Raw genomic sequence first — 20,177 nt, 5'->3', positions numbered from 1 at the left:
GTCAGCCTCAGAAAGTCAGAACGGTGTCGTAGTGAGAAAGGTGTTCGCGCAATGCAGCAGAAGACAGGACTGTCACATCCAGCACGAAAGGCGTTGCCTCGTTTAGGCCGCGCGCAGCCAGGGAGTCGGCACAGACATAGAAGGTTTCGATATCGTAAAGCGGTAACACTTTGAACGTCGCGATGTAATCACGCGCCAGAATGGCCTGAGGCTGTTGCCCCGCCAGAAGCTGAAATACGCCGTCGCCCAAAAAGAAGACACCGATATCTTCGGTCAATGCTGAGGTCGCGAGCAGCGCATCCAGCCCTTCTCTGCCGGACGCATTGCCGTGCGGCGCAGAGGTAAAAACAAATGCCACGCGCTTCATCAGAATTGCACCACTCTGTCGCAGGTTAATGCCGCCTGTGCCAGTGCCCCCAGACCACTCAACGAAAAGCCGGGCTGCAGGTTAGAACCCGATAAACCAAGACGTGCGGCTTCGGTTGCATCGGTCACCCCGCGGCGCAGTGCCGCCGCCACGCAGATGTGCAGTTCTACGCCCTGCGTTTCGTTTAATGCCTGCCAGGCGCGCACCAGATCGAACTCATCGCTCGCCGGTGACGTAAACTGATTCGCGTTATACACCCCTTCCCGATAGAAGAAGACGCTCGCCAGCTCATGTCCGGCCGCCAGTAGCGCATGCGCAAACTGCAGCGCGCAGCTGGCCTGCTGAGTGCCGTACGCCGGGCCTGTCACCATTAATGCAAAACGCATTACTTGTCTTGTCCCTGGAAATCGCCGCTTTTGAACTGGCGAATATAGAGGTAGACCGTGTGCTTGGAGATGTTCAGACGATCGGCCACCTGGTTGATGGCGTCTTTAATATCAAAAATCCCTTTTTCATAAAGATTGAGCACGATCTGACGATTCTTGGCGTTGTTTGAGACGTTGCGATCGGCATTCACCTCTTCAATCGTAAACTCAAGCGTCTGCGTCACCAGATCTTCAACAGAGGAGGCAAAGTTAACTGAGGAGCCAACGTCCGGCGTTTCAGGTGGAATAAAGGTGCTCATGATTTGCGAGAATGGCACATCAAGGTTCATGTTGATGCACAGCAGCCCAATAACACGATGCTCGCGGTTTCGAATCGCGATGGTTTCTGATTTCATCAGCACGCCGCTTTTGGCGCGGGTGAAATAGCATTTGGAGACGCTGCTGTCCGCGCCGGTCATGTCATGCAGCATACGCAATGCAAGGTCGGTAATTGGCGAACCAATTTTACGGCCAGTATGCTCACCATTCGCAATGCGGATGGCGGAACACTTTAGATCTTGCAGGGAGTGCAATACGATTTCGCAGTGGGAGCCAATGAGCATCGCTAACCCGTCCACTACCGCTTCGTAGGATTTCAGAATATCGAAGTCGGTCTGATCGAAAGGACGTTGATCCAGCAAATCAAGTTCACTGGTTTCGTTGGTTAAAAGCGACCTGGACATGAAAAAAACACTCCTTTTCAGGAGCCTGTCGTTAGGTTTTCAGGGCAGGCTCATTATCTACACGGACAACTAAATTAATACAGCGTGCGTAGCGCTTTCCAGTGTTAATTATATCTGCCCCACAATAAAAAAACCGCCGCCTGAAAGGCGGCGGTTTTTTTCAACATTACTTCTTAGCAGCAGCGGCTTTATCGTCAGCCGGTGCGTCTGCCTTGGCATCCGCTTTCGGTGCCGGTTTAATATCCAGCAGCTCTACGTCAAAGACCAGCGTAGAGTTGGCAGGGATACCCGGAACGCCGGTTTTGCCATAGGCCAGATCCGGTGGGATAACCATCTTGATCTTGCCGCCTTTCTTGATGTTTTTCAGGCCTTCAGTCCAGCCCGGGATAACGCCGTCCAGACGGAAGGAGAGCGGCTCACCGCGGGTGTAAGAGTTGTCGAACTCTTTACCGTCGATCAGCGTACCTTTGTAGTTCACAACAACGGTGTCGCTGTCTTTAGGCGCATCGCCGGTGCCTTCTTTCTCAACTTTGTATACCAGGCCGGTAGAAGAGGTTTTCACACCCTTCTCTTTGGCAAAGGTATCGCGGTAGGCTTTGCCTTTCGCTTCGTTGTCTTTAGCGTCCGCGTCCATCTTGGTCTGCGCGGCACCCTTCACGCGCGCTTCGAACGCCTGCAGAGTCTGTTCAATTTCCTGGTCAGACAGCTTGCTCTTATCTGCAAATGCGTCCTGAACGCCCGCGATCAGCTGAGCTTTATCAAGTTTGATGCCCAGTTTCTCTTGTTCTTTCAGAGAGTTTTCCATGTAACGACCCAGAGATGCGCCCAGTGCATAGGCGGATTTCTGGTCGTCATTTTTGAACGCCGCTTTGCTGTCTGCAGTAGCAGCAGGCTTCGCAGCAGTATCAGCAGCGAATGACAGCGGCGCGTTCAGCGCAACAGCCATCGTGGTCGCCAGCAGCGTTACTTTAAACAGTGATTTCATCCATATCTCCAGGGCCTGGGGACTCTCACCCCAGCGTTAAACGTAAATGAGTTACGTACTATAAAACGTTGCGGAAGAAATCTACAGACAGACACTTCCAATTCTCGCCACTTTTCAGACTATTTTTGTTTAAATAAGTTTCCTGCCAAGGAGATGCGAACTGTACTTAAGGATAAACTCAGTTAAACTGCGCCGCCGCAGGGCCATTATGGCGAATCTGAAATAAACGAGGTGAATGATGAAGGATACAGCAGTAGAAGCGAGAATGGCTGAGCTGGAAAGCCGCCTGGCTTTTCAGGACATCACCATCGAAGAGCTAAACCAGACCGTGACCGCACATGAGCTCGAAATGGCAAAGCTGCGCGATCTGATGCGCCTGCTCACTGAAAAAGTGAAGGCAACGCAGTCATCGCACATCGCCTCTCAGTCAGAAGAGACGCCACCACCTCATTATTGAGGCGTAAAAAAAGCGGGATTATCCCGCTTTTTTATTTTCCGCATGACGGAATTAGTGGCAGCCGCAGCCGCCGTTACCGCAACCACCTTTACCGTGGTCGTGACCATGGTCGTGATCGTGGCCGTGACCACCGCAGCAGCCGTCGTGGCCGTGATCGTGGTCATGGTCGTGACCGTGCGCACCGTGAACGTGGCCATGAGCCAGCTCTTCTTCGGTCGCTTCACGGATCGCAACAACTTCTACGTTGAACTTCAGGTTCTGGCCAGCCAGCATGTGGTTACCGTCAACCACGACGTGGTCATCTTCCACTTCGGTGATTTCAACAGGAACCGGACCCTGGTCAGTTTCAGCCAGGAAGCGCATGCCAACCTGCAGTTCGTCAACGCCCATGAACACGTCTTTAGGAACGCGCTGAACCAGGTTGTCGTCATACTGACCGTAAGCGTCGTTCGCGCCTACAGCAACGTCAAATTTGTCGCCAACTTCATGACCTTCCAGCGCGTTTTCCAGGCCAGAAATCAGGGAACCGTGACCATGCAGGTAGTCAAGCGGCGCACTCACCGGAGACTCATCAACCAACACACCGTCTTCTGTACGTACCTGATAGGCCAGGCTGACCACCAGGTCTTTTGCTACTTTCATGATATCTCCTGAGCGTGGGAAAATTGCTGGCGCAGATTGTAGCGGAAATCTGCACCCGTGTACCCTTTAGCTTAAAAAAACTCAGGGCATATCGCTAGTCCGGATGAAAAATCCCGATAACTTGCTCTTCTTTGCGAACGTGATCGCGGGCCTCTTTATCGGCCTCACGCATCTGGTGACCGCACTTAACACACTCAACAACATCAATATTATTTTCCCGCCACATCGCCAGGGTATCTTGCGCCTGGCAGGTCGGGCATTTTGCACCCGCAATAAAGCGTTTACGTACAGCCATCTTTCGTTACCCTTTATTCAAATTCATCCCAGCCATCGAGCTGGCGTCGTTCCTGTTGCATCTCTCGCTGGAAGATCTCCTCCAGCTCGCGACGCGCTTCCCGCACGCGGGAGATCTGCGCCGTATCGGTATGTACCGGCATCAGCTCGCGCAACATCCGCATATCCAGCCGGCGGAAGTGCATTTGGGCGCGCTGCGCCTGATGCGGATGCATGCCGAGCGAGATCAGCGCCTTACGGCCCAGCTCCAGCGCACTGGAGAACGTCTCACGGGAGAAGTGTTTCACACCCGCCTGCAACAATTCGTGAGCTTCAACACGTCCCCGCGCACGCGCCAGAATATGCAGATGCGGGAAATGCTGCTGGCACAGATCCACCAGCTTCATCGTGTCTTCCGGATCGTTACAGGTAATCACAATGGACTCTGCCGCTTCGGCCCCCGCCGAGCGCAGCAGCTCGAGCTGGGTCGCGTCGCCGTAGTAAACCTTATAGCCATATTTACGCATCAGGTTGACCGCGCTGATATCCCGCTCCAGTACCGTAATGCGCATTTTGTTCGCCATCAGCAATCGCCCGATAACCTGTCCGAAACGGCCAAAGCCCACCACAATCACCTGCGGCTTGTCGTCTTCCACCCACGGCGCTTCGTCTTCATCGTCAGCTGGATTCAGGCGGCGCGACAGCAGTTTATCCACCAGCTTCATCAGCAGCGGCGTGGTCATCATAGACAGCGTGACCGTCACCAGCAAAAGCGCCATTTGATCGTCTTTAAACAGCTTCTGGGAGGAGGCGGTCGAAAACAGCACAAACGCGAACTCGCCTCCCTGGCTTAACACGCTGGCAAACTGCATGCGTTCCGAACTGCGCAGCCCGTAGATACGTGACATGACGTACAGCACCAGCATCTTCACCGCCACCAGGATGGCGACGCTCACGATCACCCACAGCAGATGGGTATAGAGCACGCCAAGGTTGAGCGCCATCCCCACCGAAATAAAGAACAGACCTAGCAGCAGCCCTTTGAAGGGATCGATGGCAATTTCCAGCTCGTGGCGATACTCGCTCTCCGCCAGCAGCACCCCGGCAATAAAGGTCCCGAGCGCCATCGACAGCCCCAGCGCGTCCATAAACAACGCCGATCCCAGCACCAGCAGCAGCGTCGCGGCGGTAAACACCTCGCGAACGCCAGACGCGGCTATAAAGCGGAACACGGGACGTAGCAGGAAACGACCGCCAATCAGCATGCCCGCGAAGGCCAGCACCTTCATGGCGATTTTAGCCCAGTCGAAGTGATCGTCCCCGGACCCCGCCAGCAGCGGCACCAGCGCCAGCGCCGGGATCACCGCCAAATCCTGGAACAGCAGCACCGAAAAGCCCAGCTGACCGGCTTCGTTGCGATTCATCCCCTTATCGCGCATCAGCTGCAGCGCCATCGCCGTCGACGACATCGCAAGGCCTATCCCGCCAATCACCGCCGCCTGCCATGAAAAGTTGGTCAGCATTAGCAGGCCGCCCAGGATCGCGGCGCTGAACAACACCTGCGCGGCGCCCACGCCAAATATGGAGCGTCGGAGTTGCCACAATTTCGAAGGATTCAGCTCCAGGCCGATGATGAACATCAGGAACACCACGCCCAGCTCGGAGAAATGGAGGATCTCATCTACATCGCTGATGAATCCCAGTCCCCAGGGGCCAATCGCGATCCCCGCCAGCAGATAACCCAACACCGCACCGATACCAATCCGTGCCGCAAGCGGCACCGCAACGACGGCCGCAAATAAAAACAGCACCCCGGCGAGGAGCAAATTCGATCCTTCCATTAACGACCTCCTGCCGGAATCGGTGACGCCAGCCATTCACCGTAGGCTCTGGCGTGGCTTGCCAGCTCTTTCGGATCCTGACGCCGCGCCCAGTAGACAATAATCGGGCTCATCCAGTGCATACGGCACATGGCCGCCGTCAGTTCGAATGGCCTGAGGATATCGCTCATCGGATAACGATTCAGCCCGTCGTGGCGGTAAGCGCTTTCGGGTTCACCGGTCGTAATCACACTACGCCAGTACTTTCCCGCAAGCTGGTTCCCCCCCACCCCGCTGGAGAAGCCCCGGCTCAGCACGCGGTCCAGCCACTCTTTGAGCAGCGCCGGACAGCTATAGGTATAAAGCGGATGCTGGAACACAATCACGTCATGCTGACGCAGCAGCTCCTGCTCGTAAGGGATATCAATAAAGAAATCAGGATAGTGCGCGTAGAGATCGTGCACCGTCACGTTGCTGAGCTGTGTGGCCGGCTTAAGCAGCACCCGGTTTGCCACCGAGTCCTGAGATTCCGGATGGGCATACAGCAGCAGCACTTTTGCTGTCTGAGACATCATTCCCCTCCCGGTCTTGTTTCTGTTTTTGTGTATCGTCGCTGTTTTGGGCTACCATGGCGGCCCGGTGCGGAAAATGGCCCACACCTTACATTATCATAATGACAAATTAACATAGTCGGAACATACGGCGCTTCTATGATTGTTTTCTCCTCGTTACAAATTCGTCGCGGCGTGCGCGTCCTGCTGGATAACGCCACTGCTACCATCAACCCAGGCCAAAAAGTGGGCCTGGTCGGCAAAAACGGCTGCGGTAAATCCACCCTGCTGGCGCTGCTGAAAAACGAGATTAGCGCGGATGGCGGTAACTTTACCTTCCCGGGGAACTGGCAGCTCGCCTGGGTAAACCAGGAGACGCCGGCGCTGAGCGAACCGGCGCTCGACTATGTTATCGACGGCGACCGTGAATACCGTAAGCTCGAGGCGGAACTTCATTCTGCTAACGAGCGCAACGACGGTCACGCCATCGCCACCGTTCACGGCAAGCTGGATGCCATCGACGCGTGGACCATTCGCTCCCGCGCCTCCAGCCTGCTACACGGCCTGGGCTTCAGCAACGAACAGCTGGAACGCCCGGTCAGCGACTTCTCCGGCGGCTGGCGTATGCGTCTTAACCTGGCGCAGGCGCTGATCTGCCGCTCTGACCTGCTGTTGCTTGACGAACCGACCAACCACCTCGATCTCGATGCGGTTATTTGGCTGGAGAAGTGGCTCAAGAGCTATCAGGGCACTCTGATTCTGATCTCCCACGACCGCGACTTCCTTGACCCGGTGGTGGATAAAATCATTCATATCGAACAGCAAACGATGTTCGAGTACACCGGCAACTACAGCTCCTTCGAGCGCCAGCGCGCGACGCGTCTCGCCCAGCAGCAGTCCATGTACGAAAGCCAGCAGCAGCGCGTGGCGCACCTGCAGAGCTTCGTGGATCGCTTTAAGGCCAAGGCCTCAAAAGCGAAGCAGGCCCAGAGCCGCATCAAGATGCTGGAACGCATGGAGATGATCGCCCCGGCGCACGTGGATAACCCGTTCCACTTCAGCTTCCGCGAGCCGGAGAGCCTGCCTAACCCGCTGCTGAAGATGGAGAAGGTCAGCGCGGGCTATGCCGACCGCATTATTCTCGATTCCATCAAGCTCAACCTGGTGCCGGGTTCGCGTATTGGCCTGCTGGGGCGTAACGGCGCCGGTAAATCGACGCTGATCAAACTGCTGGCGGGCGAGCTTAACCCGGTCAGCGGTGAAATCGGCCTGGCGAAGGGCATCAAGCTGGGTTACTTCGCCCAGCATCAGCTGGAATTTTTACGCGCGGATGAATCACCGATTCAGCATCTCGCGCGTCTGGCGCCGCAGGAGATGGAGCAGAAGCTGCGCGACTATCTCGGCGGCTTCGGCTTCCAGGGCGATAAGGTGACTGAAAACACCGAGCGCTTCTCCGGCGGCGAAAAGGCCCGTCTGGTGCTGGCGCTGATCGTCTGGCAGCGCCCGAACCTGCTGCTGCTTGATGAACCGACCAACCACCTGGATCTCGACATGCGCCAGGCGCTGACCGAAGCGCTGATTGAGTTTGAAGGCGCGCTGGTTGTCGTCTCGCACGACCGTCACCTGATCCGCTCCACCACGGACGATCTGTATTTAGTGCACGGCGGCAAAGTTGAACCGTTCGACGGCGATCTGGAAGACTACCAGCAGTGGCTGACGGACGTGCAGAAGCAGGAAAACCAGCCGGAAGAGTCAGCAAAAGACAACGCCAACAGCGCGCAGGCGCGTAAAGACCAGAAGCGTCGTGAAGCGGAGCTTCGCACCCAGACGCAGCCCCTGCGTAAAGAGATTACCCGTCTCGAAAAAGAGATGGAAAAACTCAACGCCACGCTTGCTGTTGTTGAAGAGAAGCTTGGCGATAGCGGCCTGTATGACCAGAGCCGCAAGGCTGAGCTGACCGACTGCCTGCAAACCCAGGCGAAGACCAAATCCAGTCTCGAAGAGTGCGAGATGGCGTGGCTCGACGCGCAGGAACAGCTGGAAGCAATGCTGCAGGCTGACTGACCTATTTACCCCATTTGAAGAACAGAATCCGTACCGGGTTCGGAAATCCAGCTTAAACGGGGTACAATTCGGAAAGTATCGTAAATTTCCGACAAGAATCAGCATCGCGCTTATGACCCAAATCATACCATCAGACTTCGACATTGCGGCCGAAGACAGCACTGAGTTCGTGCCTATGCGCGGCGTGGCGAATCCCCATTTGCAGACCATGCTGCCGCGACTGATCCGCCGCAAGGTTCAGTTCACCCCGCACTGGCAACGGCTTGACCTGCCAGACGGTGACTTTCTGGATCTCGCCTGGAGCGAAGCGCCTGAACAGGCTCGCCATAAACCGCGTCTGGTGGTCTTTCACGGTCTGGAAGGCAGCCTGCACAGCCCGTATGCGCATGGGCTAATTGAAGCGGCAAAAGCACGCGGCTGGCTCGGCGTGGTGATGCATTTTCGCGGCTGCAGCGGTGAACCGAATCGTCAGAAACGCATTTATCACTCGGGTGAAACCGAAGACGGCACGTGGTTTTTACACTGGCTGCGGGACAACTTTGGCACCGTGCCAACCGCCGCGGTGGGCTACTCATTGGGCGGCAATATGCTGGCCTGTCTGCTGGCCAAAGAGGGTGAAAGCGTCCCGCTGGATGCCGCCGTCATTGTCTCCGCGCCGTTTATGCTCGAGCAGTGCAGCTACCACATGGATAAAGGCTTTTCCCGCGTCTATCAGCGCTACCTGCTCAACCTGCTGAAGGCCAATGCGGCGCGTAAACTGAAGGCCTACCCGGATACCCTGCCGGTAAGCCTGCGCCAGCTGAAAAAGGTGCGCCGTATTCGCGAGTTCGACGATCTGATCACCGCGAAAATCCACGGCTTCGCCGATGCGATTGACTATTATCGTCAGTGCAGCGCCATGCCGCTGCTAAGCAAGATCACGCAGCCGACGCTGATTATTCATGCCAAAGATGACCCGTTTATGGATCATCACTCGATCCCCGCTCAGGAGTTCCTGCCCGACAACGTTCACTATCAGTTGACCGAGCACGGCGGCCACGTCGGGTTTATCGGCGGCACGCTGCGCCGCCCGAAAATGTGGCTTGAGGCGCGTATTCCTGACTGGCTGACCCCTTATCTGGACGGTGCAAAATGATTATTCCCTGGCAGGATCTGGCTCCCGAAACGCTCGATAATCTGATTGAAAGCTTTGTATTACGCGAAGGCACCGATTATGGTGAACAGGAACGCTCGCTTGAGCAAAAGGTCAACGATGTTAAGCGCCAGCTGAAAAGCGGCGACGTGGTGCTGGTGTGGTCAGAACTGCATGAGACGGTCAATATCATGCCCCGCAACGCGTTTCACGGCTGATCTTCCACCCTTTTCAGTCAGGGAGTTGCTATGTCTGCCAGACATCCGGTTATTGCCGTTACGGGGTCGAGTGGTGCGGGAACCACCACCACCAGCCTCGCATTTCGCAAGATTTTCGCCCAGCTGAATCTCCGTGCGGCGGAGGTCGAAGGCGACAGCTTTCACCGCTACACGCGTCCGGAGATGGACATGGCCATTCGTAAGGCGCGCGATTCGGGTAAACACATCAGCTACTTCGGCCCGGAAGCCAATGACTTTGGCCTGCTGGAACAAACCTTTATAGAGTACGGTAAGAGCGGCAAAGGGCAGTCCCGCAAGTATCTGCACACCTATGATGAAGCCGTCCCCTGGAATCAGGTGCCGGGAACCTTTACCCCGTGGCAGCCGCTGCCGGAACCCACCGACGTCCTGTTTTACGAAGGACTTCACGGTGGCGTGGTCACCCCTCAACACGACGTGGCGCGCCACGTGGATCTGCTGGTCGGCGTGGTCCCTATCGTTAACCTGGAGTGGATCCAGAAGCTGACGCGTGACATGAGCGAGCGCGGCCATTCGCGAGAGGCGGTGATGGACTCCGTGGTGCGCTCCATGGAGGATTACATTAACTTTCTGACGCCGCAGTTCTCCCGCACCCATATCAACTTCCAGCGCGTGCCGACGGTGGACACCTCCAACCCGTTCGCGGCCAAAAGCATCCCGTCGCTGGATGAAAGCTTTGTAGTGATCCATTTCCGCAATCTCGACGGCATTGATTACCCCTGGCTGCTGGCCATGCTGCAGGGCTCTTTTATTTCGCACATGAATACGTTAGTGGTGCCGGGCGGAAAAATGGGGCTGGCGATGGAGCTCATCATGACGCCGTTGGTGGAGCGACTGATGGAAGGGAAACAGATCGCGTGAGCATGTTCCCTCTCCCAGTGGGAGAGGGTTAGGGTGAGGGCATCAACACGCACGATGCCCCATCAATCACGCCTCGATCACTTCATACGAATGCGTGATTTTTACCGCTTTCTCCAGCATTAACGCCACCGAGCAGTACTTCTCCGCAGACAGGTCAACCGCACGCGAGACCGCCGCGTCTTTCAGCTCTTTACCGGTGACCACAAAGTGCAGGTTAATATGGGTGAACAGGCGTGGCGCCTCTTCGCGACGTTCTGACGTGAGTTTGACTTCACAATCCGTCACGTCATGACGTCCTTTTTGCAGAATCGATACCACATCAATTGCGCTGCATCCGCCTGCCGCCATCAGCACCATTTCCATTGGGCTGGGTGCTTTATCGCCGGAGTTACCGTCCATCAAAATCTGGTGTCCTGACGCGGACTCGCCCAGGAACGTTAAACCTTCAACCCATTTCACGCGCGCTTGCATATTCTTAAACTCCAACGTTGCATTTTTGGTGACAGATTACGCGTGCGTTACATTTCTCGCAATGGAAGGCGACCTGCATCATGCTGAAGCGAGACACCAGGAGACACGCGGCGAAAGCTATGCTAAAACACTCAGGATGCTACAGTAATACATTGACGTTACACGTGTATGCAGAGGACATCAAACTTTACTGGCTGCGAAACGTTACGGTAGCCGACTTCCCAGGGTATGGGTAAGAATTCGATTGCAACCCCAGAGTCCGGATGCATCTGATGACTCTGGTGACAGCTTATAACAGAGGATAACAGCGCATGGTGCTTGGCAAACCGCAAACAGACCCGACTCTCGAATGGTTCTTGTCTCATTGCCACATTCATAAGTACCCATCAAAGAGCACGCTGATTCACCAGGGTGAAAAAGCGGAAACGTTGTATTACATCGTTAAAGGCTCGGTGGCAGTGCTGATCAAAGATGAAGAAGGGAAAGAGATGATCCTTTCTTATCTGAACCAGGGCGATTTCATCGGTGAACTGGGCCTGTTTGAAGAGGGCCAGGAACGTAGCGCCTGGGTTCGTGCAAAGACAGCATGTGAAGTGGCTGAAATTTCTTACAAGAAGTTCCGTCAGCTGATTCAGGTTAACCCTGACATCCTGATGCGTCTTTCTTCCCAAATGGCGCGCCGTCTGCAGGTTACGTCAGAGAAAGTGGGTAACCTCGCCTTCCTGGACGTTACCGGCCGTATCGCACAAACCCTGTTGAACCTGGCGAAACAGCCAGACGCCATGACCCACCCGGACGGCATGCAAATTAAAATTACCCGTCAGGAAATTGGTCAGATCGTCGGTTGCTCCCGTGAAACAGTGGGCCGTATCCTGAAAATGCTGGAAGATCAAAACCTGATCTCCGCCCACGGTAAAACCATCGTGGTTTACGGAACGCGTTAATTCCGCTTAAACGGCGTGCCATCGCAAGGTGTCACGCCGTTTTTGTCTCTACTCCCCATGTGGCGCAGGCTGATCTATCACCCGGAAGTTAACTACGCACTGCGACAAACGCTGGTGTTGTGTCTTCCTGTGGCCATAGGCCTGATCCTCGGACATCTTCAGCAAGGCCTGCTGTTTTCCCTCGTGCCCGCCTGCTGCAACATCGCCGGTCTGGACACGCCGCATAAGCGCTTTTTCAAACGCCTGATTATCGGTGGCTGCCTGTTTGCCGGCTGTAGCCTCGCCGTACAACTTCTGCTTGCCCGGGATATCCCGCTGCCGCTGATCCTGACCGTGCTGGCGATGACCCTCGGCGTCACGGCGGAAATCAGTTCGCTGCACGCCCGCCTGCTTCCCGCCTCGCTGATTGCGGCCATTTTCACGCTGAGCCTTGCAGGGAATATGCCGGTGTGGGAGCCACTGCTGATTTACGCCCTGGGGACATTATGGTACGGGCTGTTTAACTGGTTTTGGTTCTGGCTGTGGCGCGAACAGCCGCTGCGTGAATCCCTGAGCCTGCTCTATGTGCAGCTTGCGGATTACTGCGAGGCCAAATACACCCTGCTCACCCAGCATACCGATCCGGAAAAATCCTTACCGCCGCTGCTGACGCGCCAGCAGAAGGTGGTGGATCTCATAAGCCAGTGCTATCAGCAGCTGCATATGCTCGCCGCCAACAAGAACCACGAATACAAGCGGCTGCTGCGCACCTTCCAGGTCGGGCTGGATCTGCAGGAGCATATCTCCGTTAGCCTTCACCACCCGCAGGAGGTGCAAAAGCTGGTCGAGCGCAGCCACGCCGAAGCGGTGATCCGCTGGAACGCGCAGACCGTGTCCGCACGCCTGCGGGTGCTGGCCGATGATATTCTCTATCACCGCTACCCGACGCGCTTTAACATGGATAAGCAGCTGGGCGCGCTGGAGAAAATCGCCCGTCAGCATCCGGATAACCCCGTCGGCCAGTTTGCCGCCTGGCACTTCAGCCGTATCGCCCGCGTGTTGCGCACGCAGCGCCCGCTTTATCCCCGCGACCTGATGGCGGATAAGCAGAAACGGCTTCCGCTATTGCCCGCGCTCAAAAGCTATCTTTCTCTTAAATCGTCCGCCCTGCGCAACGCCGCAAGGATTAGCGTGATGCTCAGTACCGCCAGCCTGATGGGTATGGCGCTGCACCTGCCGAAACCCTACTGGATCTTAATGACCGTGCTGTTTGTCACCCAGAACGGCTACGGCGCCACGCGGGTGCGTATTCTGCATCGGGCTGGCGGAACGATGGCCGGGCTGATCATCGCGGGCGTGACGCTGCACTTCCACGTGCCGGAAGGCTATACCCTGGCAGGCATGCTGGCGGTTACGCTGGTGAGCTACCTGATTATCCGCAAAAATTACGGCTGGGCGATGGTGGGCTTTACGGTGACGGCGGTATATACCCTGCAGCTGCTCACGCTCAATGGCGAACAGTTTATTGTCGCCAGGCTGATTGATACCCTAATCGGCTGTCTGATTGCCTTTGGCGGCATGGTCTGGCTGTGGCCGCAGTGGCAAAGCGGACTGCTGCGCCAGAACGCCCACGACGCGCTGGAAGCCGACCAGCAGGCTATTCGCCTGATCCTGAGCGACGACCCGCAGCCCTCGCCGCTGGCCTATCAGCGAATGAAGGTCAACCAGGCGCACAACGCCCTGTTTAACTCGCTCAACCAGGCGATGCAGGAGCCGGGCTTTAACTCGCACTATCTGGCAGACATGAAGCTCTGGGTGACGCACAGCCAGTTTATCGTCGAGCACATTAACGCCATGACCACGCTGGCGCGCGAGCACACGATGCTGACGCCGGATCTGGCGCAGCGCTATTTGCAGTCATGTGAAATTGCGTTGCAGAGGTGTCAGCAGCGTCTGGAGTATGACGCGCCGGGCGAGTCGGGAGATTCAAACATTCTGGAAGCACCGGAGACGTTAACCCACGGGCCAATGAGCACGCTGGAGCAGCATTTGCAGCGCGTTCTCGGGCATCTGAACACCATGCACACCATTTCGTCGGTGGCATGGCGTCAGCGCCCGCATCACGGGATTTGGTTAACGCGCCGGTTAAAGCGAACCGAGTATTAACCTTTAACGATCTTCGCGACCGCCGCGGCAAAGCGGGTTAACCCGTCCTCAATATCCCTGTCTTCCACCACCAGCGACGGCGCAAAGCGCATCACGTCCGGTCCGGCATTGAGTACCATAACCCCTTCGTGCGCCGCAGCGTGCAGGAAGTCGCGCGCGCGGCCCTTGTACTGCGGCTTCAGCTCGGCGCCAATCAACAGCCCCATCCCGCGGATTTCGCTGAACACGTCGTACTGCTCATCAATCTTTTGCAGGTATTTTACGAACAGCTCGCGCTTCGCGCTCACGGCGTTCAACACCTCCGGCGTGTTGATAATGTCGAATGCGGCGCCCGCCACGGCGCTCGCCAGCGGGTTGCCGCCGTAGGTAGAGCCGTGAGAGCCGACGTGGAAAGCGGAGGCGATCTCCTGCGTCGTCAGTACCGCACTCACCGGGAAACCACCGCCGAGCGCTTTAGCGCTGGTCAGAATATCCGGCGTCACGCCGTAGTGCATATACGCGAACAGATCGCCGGTACGCCCCATCCCGCACTGTACTTCATCAAAGACCAGCAGCGCCTGATGTTCGTCGCACAGCGCGCGCAGTCCTTTCAGGAATTCCGGGGTTGCCGCGGTCACGCCGCCTTCACCCTGAATCGGCTCGACAACAACGGCGCAGGTGTGGTCGTCCATCACCGCTTTCACGGCATGCAGATCGTTAAACGGCACGTGGACGATGTCGGCCGGCTTCGGGCCAAACCCGTCGGAATACTTCGGCTGGCCGCCAACGGAAACGGTAAAGAAGGAGCGTCCGTGGAAGGCATTGTGGAAGGCGATGATTTTGGTTTTGTACGGGCTATGGCGCGTTGTCGCGTAGTAGCGCGCCAGCTTAAAAGCGGTTTCGTTGGCTTCGGTGCCGGAGTTCATAAACAGCACGCGCTCGGCAAAGGTCGCATCAATGATCTTGCGGCCCAGGCGCAGCGCCGGTTCGTTGGTGAACACGTTGCTGGTGTGCCACAGGGTTTCGCCCTGGGTTTTCAGCGCCTCCACCAGCACGGGATGGCAATGACCCAGCGCCGTGACCGCAATACCGCCCGCGAAATCCACATACTCTTTCCCCTGCTGATCCCAGACGCGGCTGCCCTTTCCCTTCACCGGGATAAACTCAGCCGGTGCATAAATCGGCAGGATCACTTCATCAAATGTCGCGCGGGTAATTGCTGGTTGTTCAGTTGCCATGTCATGACCATCCATTTTATGTCACAGTGATTGTGAAAATATAATCACAAAATATGCATAAAAAATCATAACAAGGCAACAGATATTCAGCGATTGAGGAAATTCGCCAGCAGCGCGTGCCCCTGCTCGCTGAGGATGCTTTCCGGGTGGAACTGCACGCCTTCGAGGTCCCATTCGCGGTGACGAATCCCCATGATCTCCTGCGTATCGCTCCAGGCGGTCACCTCAAAGCAGTCGGGCAGCGTCGGCGGGTCAATGACCAGGGAATGGTAGCGCGTCACGGTTAACGGGTTATTGAGCCCCGTGAATACCCCGGTGCCGGCGTGTGTGACCGGAGAGGTTTTTCCGTGCATCACTTTGGCGGCGCGCACGATGGTAGCACCAAACGCCTGGGCAATCGCCTGATGGCCCAGGCAGACGCCCAAGATCGGCAGCTTGCCGGCATAGTGCTGGATAACATCCAGAGAAATACCCGATTCCGACGGCGTACACGGCCCCGGAGAAATCACGATTTTCTGCGGAGCCAGCATCCCGATATCGTCCAGTCCGATCTCGTCGTTACGGCGGACAACCACCTCTGCACCCAGTTCACAAAAATACTGGTAAAGGTTCCAGGTGAAGGAATCGTAGTTATCTATCAGCAGAATCATGGCGGCTCCCGAAAAAAATGCCGCCCTATTCTACTCAGATTCCCGCGCTTCGCTCACTACTTTGGCAAAGATAGCGTTTAGCGCGGTTAAATCTCCCGTTGCGCCGCTTCGGTTAGCCGCCACCCACTGGTCGGGATCGATATCGCGCCAGTCCAGCGAGTAACCCGCGTGGAGCGCCAGCTGCTCGAAGAAAACGCGTTGGGCAATACCGTTGCCGCGCATAAACGGATGCAGCATGTTGATTTCGCAGTAATAGTGGCTAACCCGGTCAACAAACGCCGCTTTATCAAGACCCACAAGATACTTTTCGCCTTCCAGCGCCGCCATCAGCTCGTTGCCCATCTTCTCGATGTATTCGAAATGGCAGAAAGGAATGTCACCCTTAAAAATATCTTCAGTGCGGAGCTCGCCTGCCCGCTTCATCTCGCTGCGGTACAAATGACGATGAATAAGGCATAGATGGGGCAACCCGGGCGCGGAAGGCCCAAGCTCCAGCGTCTCAATATGGGGTTCTGAGGGACCATTACCTTTTTCAAGGAGACAACTGGCCTGTAAATTGACGTTACGCTGCTGTTCCCAGAGACGGGATTTTTGCTTGTCGGTGAGCTTTTTCACTTAACGCCTCCCTGAATAGTCCGTTTGCCACAAGTATAAGCAGCAAAACGCGCTTTCGCAGGGAGGGTTACAGAACGCGGGCAGGAGAAGCCCGCGTTCAGAAGAATTACGGCAGAACTTTCGCGGAGAGGATAACCACCGGTTTTGACGGCACATTCTGATACGGACCGACGTCGTGAGTAGGCACCTGAGAAATCTTGTCGGCCACGTCCATCCCTTTCACGATTTTACCGAAAACGGCATAGCCGAAGTCGCGCTGACCGTGGTCGAGGAAGGCGTTATCCGCCACGTTCAGGAAGAACTGGCTGGTCGCGCTATCTTTGTCTGCGGTACGCGCCATGGAGATGGTGCCGCGTTTGTTCAGCAGGCCATTGTCCGCTTCGTTTTTGATTGGCGGGTTAGGCTGTTTCTGCTGCATCTGCTCGTTGAAGCCGCCGCCCTGCACCATAAAGCCCGGGATCACGCGGTGGAAGGTGGTGTTGTTATAGAAACCACTGTTCACGTAGTCGAGGAAGTTTTTCACGGAAACCGGAGCTTTCTGGCTATTCAGTTCTAGCTCAATGTTCCCGGCGGAGGTGGTCAGCAGAACGTGAGGGTCCCCTTTGGCTGCCAGCGCAGCAGGGGAAACGGCAGAAAGAGCAAACACAGCTGCAACAGCCGCCAGTGTTGATTTGAGCATGAGAATTCCTTAACAAAGCGCAGTATAAAAAGCGAATGGCTTGATTCTAAAGAGCAGTATGAACGGAGACCAGCCTTTTACCTAATTTTACGAAATTGAAACAGTTGTAACCGCGCAAACGGTTGGCTTTCGCACCTTTTTATGTGATCACGATCACACAAAACCATGCAATTAACTTCTAATTTCTCTTAAAAGATATGAATGGATCACTTTAATGTCTAAAATCTGCCCGCTCTCAGCGCCCCCTGGGCGCTTTTCCTTTTCTGAACAGGCCAGACATGACTAACAGCAATCGCATCAAGCTCACATGGATCAGCTTCTTCTCCTACGCCCTGACCGGCGCGTTGGTGATCGTCACCGGGATGGTGATGGGAAATATCGCAGACTACTTCCAGCTGCCCGTTTCCAGCATGAGTAATACCTTCACCTTCCTCAACGCAGGGATTCTGATCTCTATCTTCCTGAACGCCTGGCTGATGGAAATCGTCCCGCTGAAAACCCAGCTGCGTTTTGGCTTTGTGCTGATGGTCGCCGCCGTGGCGGGCCTGATGCTGAGCCACAGCATCGCGCTGTTCTCCGCCGCGATGTTCGTGCTGGGTCTGGTCAGCGGGATCACCATGTCGATCGGTACGTTCCTGATTACCCACATGTATGAAGGCCGCCAGCGCGGCGCGCGCCTGCTGTTTACCGACTCCTTCTTCAGCATGGCCGGTATGATTTTCCCGATGGTCGCGGCCGTTCTGCTGGCGCGCAGCATCGAGTGGTACTGGGTCTATGCCTGCATTGGTCTGGTCTACGTGGCGATCTTTATTCTGACCTTCGGCTGCGAGTTCCCGGTGCTGGGCAAGAAAGCGCAAACCACCACCGAGCCCGTTGCGAAAGAAAAATGGGGCATCGGCGTGCTGTTCCTCTCCGTTGCCGCCCTGTGCTACATCCTGGGCCAGCTGGGCTTTATCTCCTGGGTACCGGAATACGCCAAAGGTCTGGGCATGAGCCTGAACGATGCGGGTCAACTGGTGAGCGATTTCTGGATGTCTTACATGTTCGGCATGTGGGCGTTTAGCTTCATCCTGCGCTTCTTCGACCTGCAGCGCATTCTGACCGTGCTGGCAGGTATGGCGACCGTACTGATGTACCTGTTCATCAACGGTTCACCGGAACATATGCCGTGGTTCATTCTGACCCTGGGCTTCTTCTCCAGCGCCATTTATACCTCGATCATCACCCTGGGTTCGCTGCAGACCAAAGTGGCCTCGCCGAAGCTGGTTAACTTCGTCCTGACCTGCGGCACCATCGGCACCATGCTGACCTTCGTAGTCACTGGCCCGATCGTGGCCCACAGCGGCCCGCTGGCAGCGCTGCACACCGCTAACGGTCTGTATGCCGTGGTGTTCATCATGTGCTTCATCCTGGGCTTCGTGACCCGCCACCGCCAGCACAACGCGGCAGCATCGTCTCACTAACCCTTACGCCCCTTTGCGCTCTGCAGAGGGGCTGTTTCTGGCAAAGCTTACCTCTTCTCCCCCGACATCCGTCTGGATCCACGTCTGCGCCAGCTGCGTCGTGGCGATCACCCGTCCCTGACGAATCGACCAGCGCACCGGCACCTGACAGCGCACAGCTTCAAACCCGCTCTCAGCAGGCAGAATAATCAGGTTCGCCGGGTTACCTGTCTTAATACCGTAATCGCTCAGGCCGAAGGTCCGGGCGCTGTTATGGGTGATGAGATTCAGGCCGCTGTCGATTTGCGGATAGCCCATCATCTGGCAGACGTGCAGCCCCATATGCAGCACCTGCAGCATGTTGCCGGTGCCGAGCGGGTACCACGGGTCGAAGACGTCGTCATGGCCGAAGCAGACATTAATGCCCGCTTCCTGGAGTTCTTTCACGCGCGTGATGCCGCGGCGCTTCGGATAGTCATCAAAGCGCCCCTGCAGATGAATATTGACCAGCGGGTTAGCGACGAAGTTAATCCCCGACATCTTCAGCAGGCGGAACAGCCGCGAGGTGTATGCGCCGTTGTAGGAGTGCATGGCGGTGGTGTGGCTGGCCGTCACGCGCGGGCCGATGCCGGCCTCATATGCCAGCGCTGCCACCGTCTCGACAAACCGCGACTGCTCGTCGTCGATTTCATCGCAGTGGATATCCAGCGGACGGTCATACTTCTTCGCCAGTTCAAAAGCGATGTGCAGCGACTGTACGCCATACTCGCGGGTGAACTCGAAGTGCGGGATCGCCCCCACCACGTCGGCCCCAAGCCTTAACGCCTCTTCCAGCAGCGCCGCGCCGTTCGGGTAAGAGAGAATACCTTCCTGCGGGAACGCGACGATTTGCAGCGTCAACCACGGGGCAACCTCCTGCTTCACCTCCAGCATCGCCTTAAGGGCGGTAAGCGTCGGGTCGGAGACATCCACATGGGTGCGGACAAACTGGATGCCGTTGGCAATTTGCCACTTCAGCGTTTTCCAGGCGCGCGCTTTGACATCCTCATGGCTGAGCAACGCCTTGCGCTCCGCCCAGCGCTCAATGCCTTCGAACAGCGTGCCGGACTGGTTCCAGTTCGGCTCACCCGCGGTCTGTGTCGTATCAAGATGGATATGCGGCTCAATGAACGGCGGGATCGCAAGCCCGCCGCGCGCGTTCAATACTTCATAACTTTCGGCGTGAGTATCGTCCATCGGGGTGATGTCACCAAATCGCCCGTTCTCAATGGCAAGCTGCCACAGCCCTTCCCGACCCGGTAAACGAACATTCTGAACAAGCCATAACGGTGTTGTAGACATACCCTTCCCCTAAAAAACGCCGCTGATATTCAGGCGTATCGATTTTGGCAAAACCGCCCCTGATTTGTACACAAATTCAACGAGCACGAAAAGCCTGCGATTTCCGCCACTTATAAAAATCCTGACAAATCAGTCGCATACCACCTAAGGAGTAGG

The 20,177-nt window shown here is 56.3% G+C and carries 22 protein-coding genes; 8 read left to right on the top strand and 14 right to left on the bottom strand.

The features are described 5' to 3' along the window. Positions 1–7 precede the first annotated feature (7 nt). The 4 genes from tusC to fkpA form a co-directional block, all read right to left on the bottom strand. Positions 8–367, bottom strand: coding sequence for a sulfurtransferase complex subunit TusC (tusC, locus tag ACJ69_RS18960; RefSeq protein ID WP_047646851.1), 360 nt, complete (start codon positions 365–367; stop codon positions 8–10). Then, positions 367–753 carry a sulfurtransferase complex subunit TusD gene (gene tusD, locus ACJ69_RS18955; protein ID WP_059347535.1) on the bottom strand — a complete coding sequence of 129 codons (387 nt, stop codon included), beginning with the start codon at positions 751–753 and terminating at the stop codon, positions 367–369. The genes tusC and tusD overlap by 1 nt, the downstream gene beginning before the upstream one ends. Then, complete coding sequence (locus ACJ69_RS18950; RefSeq protein WP_014171909.1) at positions 753–1,475, bottom strand: helix-turn-helix transcriptional regulator; 723 nt, start codon at positions 1,473–1,475, stop codon at positions 753–755. Before ACJ69_RS18950 ends, tusD begins: the two co-directional genes overlap by 1 nt. Positions 1,476–1,641: 166 nt before the next feature. Beyond that, on the bottom strand, positions 1,642–2,460 hold the full coding sequence (gene fkpA / locus ACJ69_RS18945) for an FKBP-type peptidyl-prolyl cis-trans isomerase (RefSeq protein ID WP_023309460.1): 819 nt from the start codon (positions 2,458–2,460) through the stop codon (positions 1,642–1,644). Between the two features lie 238 nt (positions 2,461–2,698). Here fkpA and ACJ69_RS18940 point away from each other — a divergent pair, with 238 nt between their 5' ends. After that, positions 2,699–2,917, top strand: coding sequence for a protein SlyX (locus tag ACJ69_RS18940; protein WP_029741375.1), 219 nt, complete (start codon positions 2,699–2,701; stop codon positions 2,915–2,917). A gap of 51 nt (positions 2,918–2,968) precedes the next feature. Here ACJ69_RS18940 and slyD read toward each other — a convergent pair whose 3' ends face one another. The 4 genes from slyD to kefG all read right to left on the bottom strand — a co-directional run bounded on the left by slyD (position 2,969) and on the right by kefG (position 6,224). Beyond that, on the bottom strand, positions 2,969–3,559 hold the full coding sequence (gene slyD, locus ACJ69_RS18935; protein WP_014833521.1) for a peptidylprolyl isomerase: 591 nt from the start codon (positions 3,557–3,559) through the stop codon (positions 2,969–2,971). Positions 3,560–3,653: 94 nt separating this feature from the next. Beyond that, positions 3,654–3,854, bottom strand: a complete 201-nt coding sequence (locus tag ACJ69_RS18930) for a YheV family putative zinc ribbon protein (protein WP_010436300.1) — start codon at positions 3,852–3,854, stop codon at positions 3,654–3,656. A 13-nt stretch (positions 3,855–3,867) separates the two neighbouring features. After that, entirely contained in the window at positions 3,868–5,673 is a 1,806-nt protein-coding gene (kefB, locus tag ACJ69_RS18925) for a glutathione-regulated potassium-efflux system protein KefB (RefSeq protein ID WP_059347533.1), read from the bottom strand. Then, positions 5,673–6,224: a glutathione-regulated potassium-efflux system ancillary protein KefG gene (gene kefG / locus ACJ69_RS18920; protein ID WP_014885493.1), complete on the bottom strand. Its 552-nt coding sequence runs from the start codon at positions 6,222–6,224 to the stop codon at positions 5,673–5,675. Before kefG ends, kefB begins: the two co-directional genes overlap by 1 nt. Before the next feature lie 138 nt (positions 6,225–6,362). On the opposite strand from kefG, the gene ACJ69_RS18915 reads away from it, so the two are divergent. The 4 genes from ACJ69_RS18915 (at position 6,363) to ACJ69_RS18900 (ending at position 10,517) form a co-directional block, all read left to right on the top strand. Continuing rightward, entirely contained in the window at positions 6,363–8,267 is a 1,905-nt protein-coding gene (locus ACJ69_RS18915) for an ABC transporter ATP-binding protein (RefSeq protein ID WP_029741378.1), read from the top strand. Positions 8,268–8,379: 112 nt separating this feature from the next. Further along, entirely contained in the window at positions 8,380–9,402 is a 1,023-nt protein-coding gene (locus tag ACJ69_RS18910; protein ID WP_029741379.1) for a hydrolase, read from the top strand. Then, a complete protein-coding gene (locus tag ACJ69_RS18905; protein ID WP_008503016.1) occupies positions 9,399–9,617 on the top strand; it encodes a YheU family protein in 219 nt (72 codons plus the stop codon). Before ACJ69_RS18910 ends, ACJ69_RS18905 begins: the two co-directional genes overlap by 4 nt. A gap of 30 nt (positions 9,618–9,647) precedes the next feature. Then, entirely contained in the window at positions 9,648–10,517 is an 870-nt protein-coding gene (locus ACJ69_RS18900) for a phosphoribulokinase (RefSeq protein WP_047646845.1), read from the top strand. 66 nt (positions 10,518–10,583) lie between these two features. Here ACJ69_RS18900 and ACJ69_RS18895 read toward each other — a convergent pair whose 3' ends face one another. Continuing rightward, a complete protein-coding gene (locus tag ACJ69_RS18895; RefSeq protein ID WP_008503018.1) occupies positions 10,584–10,988 on the bottom strand; it encodes an OsmC family protein in 405 nt (134 codons plus the stop codon). Between the two features lie 311 nt (positions 10,989–11,299). Here ACJ69_RS18895 and crp point away from each other — a divergent pair, with 311 nt between their 5' ends. After that, positions 11,300–11,932: a cAMP-activated global transcriptional regulator CRP gene (gene crp, locus ACJ69_RS18890; RefSeq protein ID WP_000242758.1), complete on the top strand. Its 633-nt coding sequence runs from the start codon at positions 11,300–11,302 to the stop codon at positions 11,930–11,932. Between the two features lie 57 nt (positions 11,933–11,989). Further along, the gene (locus ACJ69_RS18885; RefSeq protein WP_032662299.1) at positions 11,990–14,077 is read left to right on the top strand and encodes a YccS/YhfK family putative transporter; all 2,088 of its coding nucleotides are present in this window, start codon (positions 11,990–11,992) and stop codon (positions 14,075–14,077) included. On the opposite strand, the gene argD is transcribed toward ACJ69_RS18885, so the two are convergent. The 4 genes from argD to ppiA all read right to left on the bottom strand — a co-directional run bounded on the left by argD (position 14,074) and on the right by ppiA (position 17,238). After that, complete coding sequence (gene argD, locus ACJ69_RS18880) at positions 14,074–15,294, bottom strand: bifunctional acetylornithine/succinyldiaminopimelate transaminase (RefSeq protein ID WP_181599573.1); 1,221 nt, start codon at positions 15,292–15,294, stop codon at positions 14,074–14,076. The two genes, ACJ69_RS18885 and argD, sit on opposite strands and share 4 nt — an antisense overlap. 86 nt (positions 15,295–15,380) lie before the next feature. Continuing rightward, positions 15,381–15,944 carry an aminodeoxychorismate synthase component 2 gene (gene pabA / locus ACJ69_RS18875; protein WP_059347529.1) on the bottom strand — a complete coding sequence of 188 codons (564 nt, stop codon included), beginning with the start codon at positions 15,942–15,944 and terminating at the stop codon, positions 15,381–15,383. Between the two features lie 30 nt (positions 15,945–15,974). Next, entirely contained in the window at positions 15,975–16,559 is a 585-nt protein-coding gene (locus ACJ69_RS18870; protein WP_054830113.1) for a putative adenosine monophosphate-protein transferase Fic, read from the bottom strand. 106 nt (positions 16,560–16,665) lie between these two features. Continuing rightward, a complete protein-coding gene (gene ppiA, locus ACJ69_RS18865) occupies positions 16,666–17,238 on the bottom strand; it encodes a peptidylprolyl isomerase A (protein WP_023309471.1) in 573 nt (190 codons plus the stop codon). Positions 17,239–17,516: 278 nt separating this feature from the next. Between ppiA and tsgA the strand changes: the two genes are divergently transcribed. Continuing rightward, the gene (tsgA, locus tag ACJ69_RS18860) at positions 17,517–18,701 is read left to right on the top strand and encodes an MFS transporter TsgA (protein WP_059347527.1); all 1,185 of its coding nucleotides are present in this window, start codon (positions 17,517–17,519) and stop codon (positions 18,699–18,701) included. Positions 18,702–18,704: 3 nt separating this feature from the next. Here tsgA and ACJ69_RS18855 read toward each other — a convergent pair whose 3' ends face one another. Then, positions 18,705–20,021: a cytosine deaminase gene (locus ACJ69_RS18855; protein ID WP_059347525.1), complete on the bottom strand. Its 1,317-nt coding sequence runs from the start codon at positions 20,019–20,021 to the stop codon at positions 18,705–18,707. Between the last annotated feature and the right edge of the window lie 156 nt (positions 20,022–20,177).

Origin of the sequence: Enterobacter asburiae (genome assembly GCF_001521715.1) — a bacterium.
In the GTDB taxonomy this organism is placed as follows: domain Bacteria; phylum Pseudomonadota; class Gammaproteobacteria; order Enterobacterales; family Enterobacteriaceae; genus Enterobacter; species Enterobacter asburiae.
Note: the sequence above shows the minus strand (reverse complement) of the source record. Positions and strands in the feature narration are given on the sequence as shown.

Bases quoted from the DNA above. Each gene is read 5' to 3' on its own strand.
- ppiA (WP_023309471.1), bottom strand. From the start codon at position 17,238: ATGCTCAAATCAACACTGGCGGCTGTTGCAGCTGTGTTTGCTCTTTCT.
- slyD (WP_014833521.1), bottom strand. From the start codon at position 3,559: ATGAAAGTAGCAAAAGACCTGGTGGTCAGCCTGGCCTATCAGGTACGT.
- pabA (WP_059347529.1), bottom strand. From the start codon at position 15,944: ATGATTCTGCTGATAGATAACTACGATTCCTTCACCTGGAACCTTTAC.
- ACJ69_RS18900 (WP_047646845.1), top strand. From the start codon at position 9,648: ATGTCTGCCAGACATCCGGTTATTGCCGTTACGGGGTCGAGTGGTGCG.
- ACJ69_RS18940 (WP_029741375.1), top strand. From the start codon at position 2,699: ATGAAGGATACAGCAGTAGAAGCGAGAATGGCTGAGCTGGAAAGCCGC.
- ACJ69_RS18885 (WP_032662299.1), top strand. From the start codon at position 11,990: ATGTGGCGCAGGCTGATCTATCACCCGGAAGTTAACTACGCACTGCGA.
- tusD (WP_059347535.1), bottom strand. From the start codon at position 753: ATGCGTTTTGCATTAATGGTGACAGGCCCGGCGTACGGCACTCAGCAG.
- kefB (WP_059347533.1), bottom strand. From the start codon at position 5,673: ATGGAAGGATCGAATTTGCTCCTCGCCGGGGTGCTGTTTTTATTTGCG.
- ACJ69_RS18910 (WP_029741379.1), top strand. From the start codon at position 8,380: ATGACCCAAATCATACCATCAGACTTCGACATTGCGGCCGAAGACAGC.
- ACJ69_RS18855 (WP_059347525.1), bottom strand. From the start codon at position 20,021: ATGTCTACAACACCGTTATGGCTTGTTCAGAATGTTCGTTTACCGGGT.
- fkpA (WP_023309460.1), bottom strand. From the start codon at position 2,460: ATGAAATCACTGTTTAAAGTAACGCTGCTGGCGACCACGATGGCTGTT.
- tusC (WP_047646851.1), bottom strand. From the start codon at position 367: ATGAAGCGCGTGGCATTTGTTTTTACCTCTGCGCCGCACGGCAATGCG.
- tsgA (WP_059347527.1), top strand. From the start codon at position 17,517: ATGACTAACAGCAATCGCATCAAGCTCACATGGATCAGCTTCTTCTCC.
- crp (WP_000242758.1), top strand. From the start codon at position 11,300: ATGGTGCTTGGCAAACCGCAAACAGACCCGACTCTCGAATGGTTCTTG.
- ACJ69_RS18915 (WP_029741378.1), top strand. From the start codon at position 6,363: ATGATTGTTTTCTCCTCGTTACAAATTCGTCGCGGCGTGCGCGTCCTG.
- kefG (WP_014885493.1), bottom strand. From the start codon at position 6,224: ATGTCTCAGACAGCAAAAGTGCTGCTGCTGTATGCCCATCCGGAATCT.
- ACJ69_RS18950 (WP_014171909.1), bottom strand. From the start codon at position 1,475: ATGTCCAGGTCGCTTTTAACCAACGAAACCAGTGAACTTGATTTGCTG.
- ACJ69_RS18905 (WP_008503016.1), top strand. From the start codon at position 9,399: ATGATTATTCCCTGGCAGGATCTGGCTCCCGAAACGCTCGATAATCTG.
- ACJ69_RS18930 (WP_010436300.1), bottom strand. From the start codon at position 3,854: ATGGCTGTACGTAAACGCTTTATTGCGGGTGCAAAATGCCCGACCTGC.
- ACJ69_RS18895 (WP_008503018.1), bottom strand. From the start codon at position 10,988: ATGCAAGCGCGCGTGAAATGGGTTGAAGGTTTAACGTTCCTGGGCGAG.
- argD (WP_181599573.1), bottom strand. From the start codon at position 15,294: ATGGCAACTGAACAACCAGCAATTACCCGCGCGACATTTGATGAAGTG.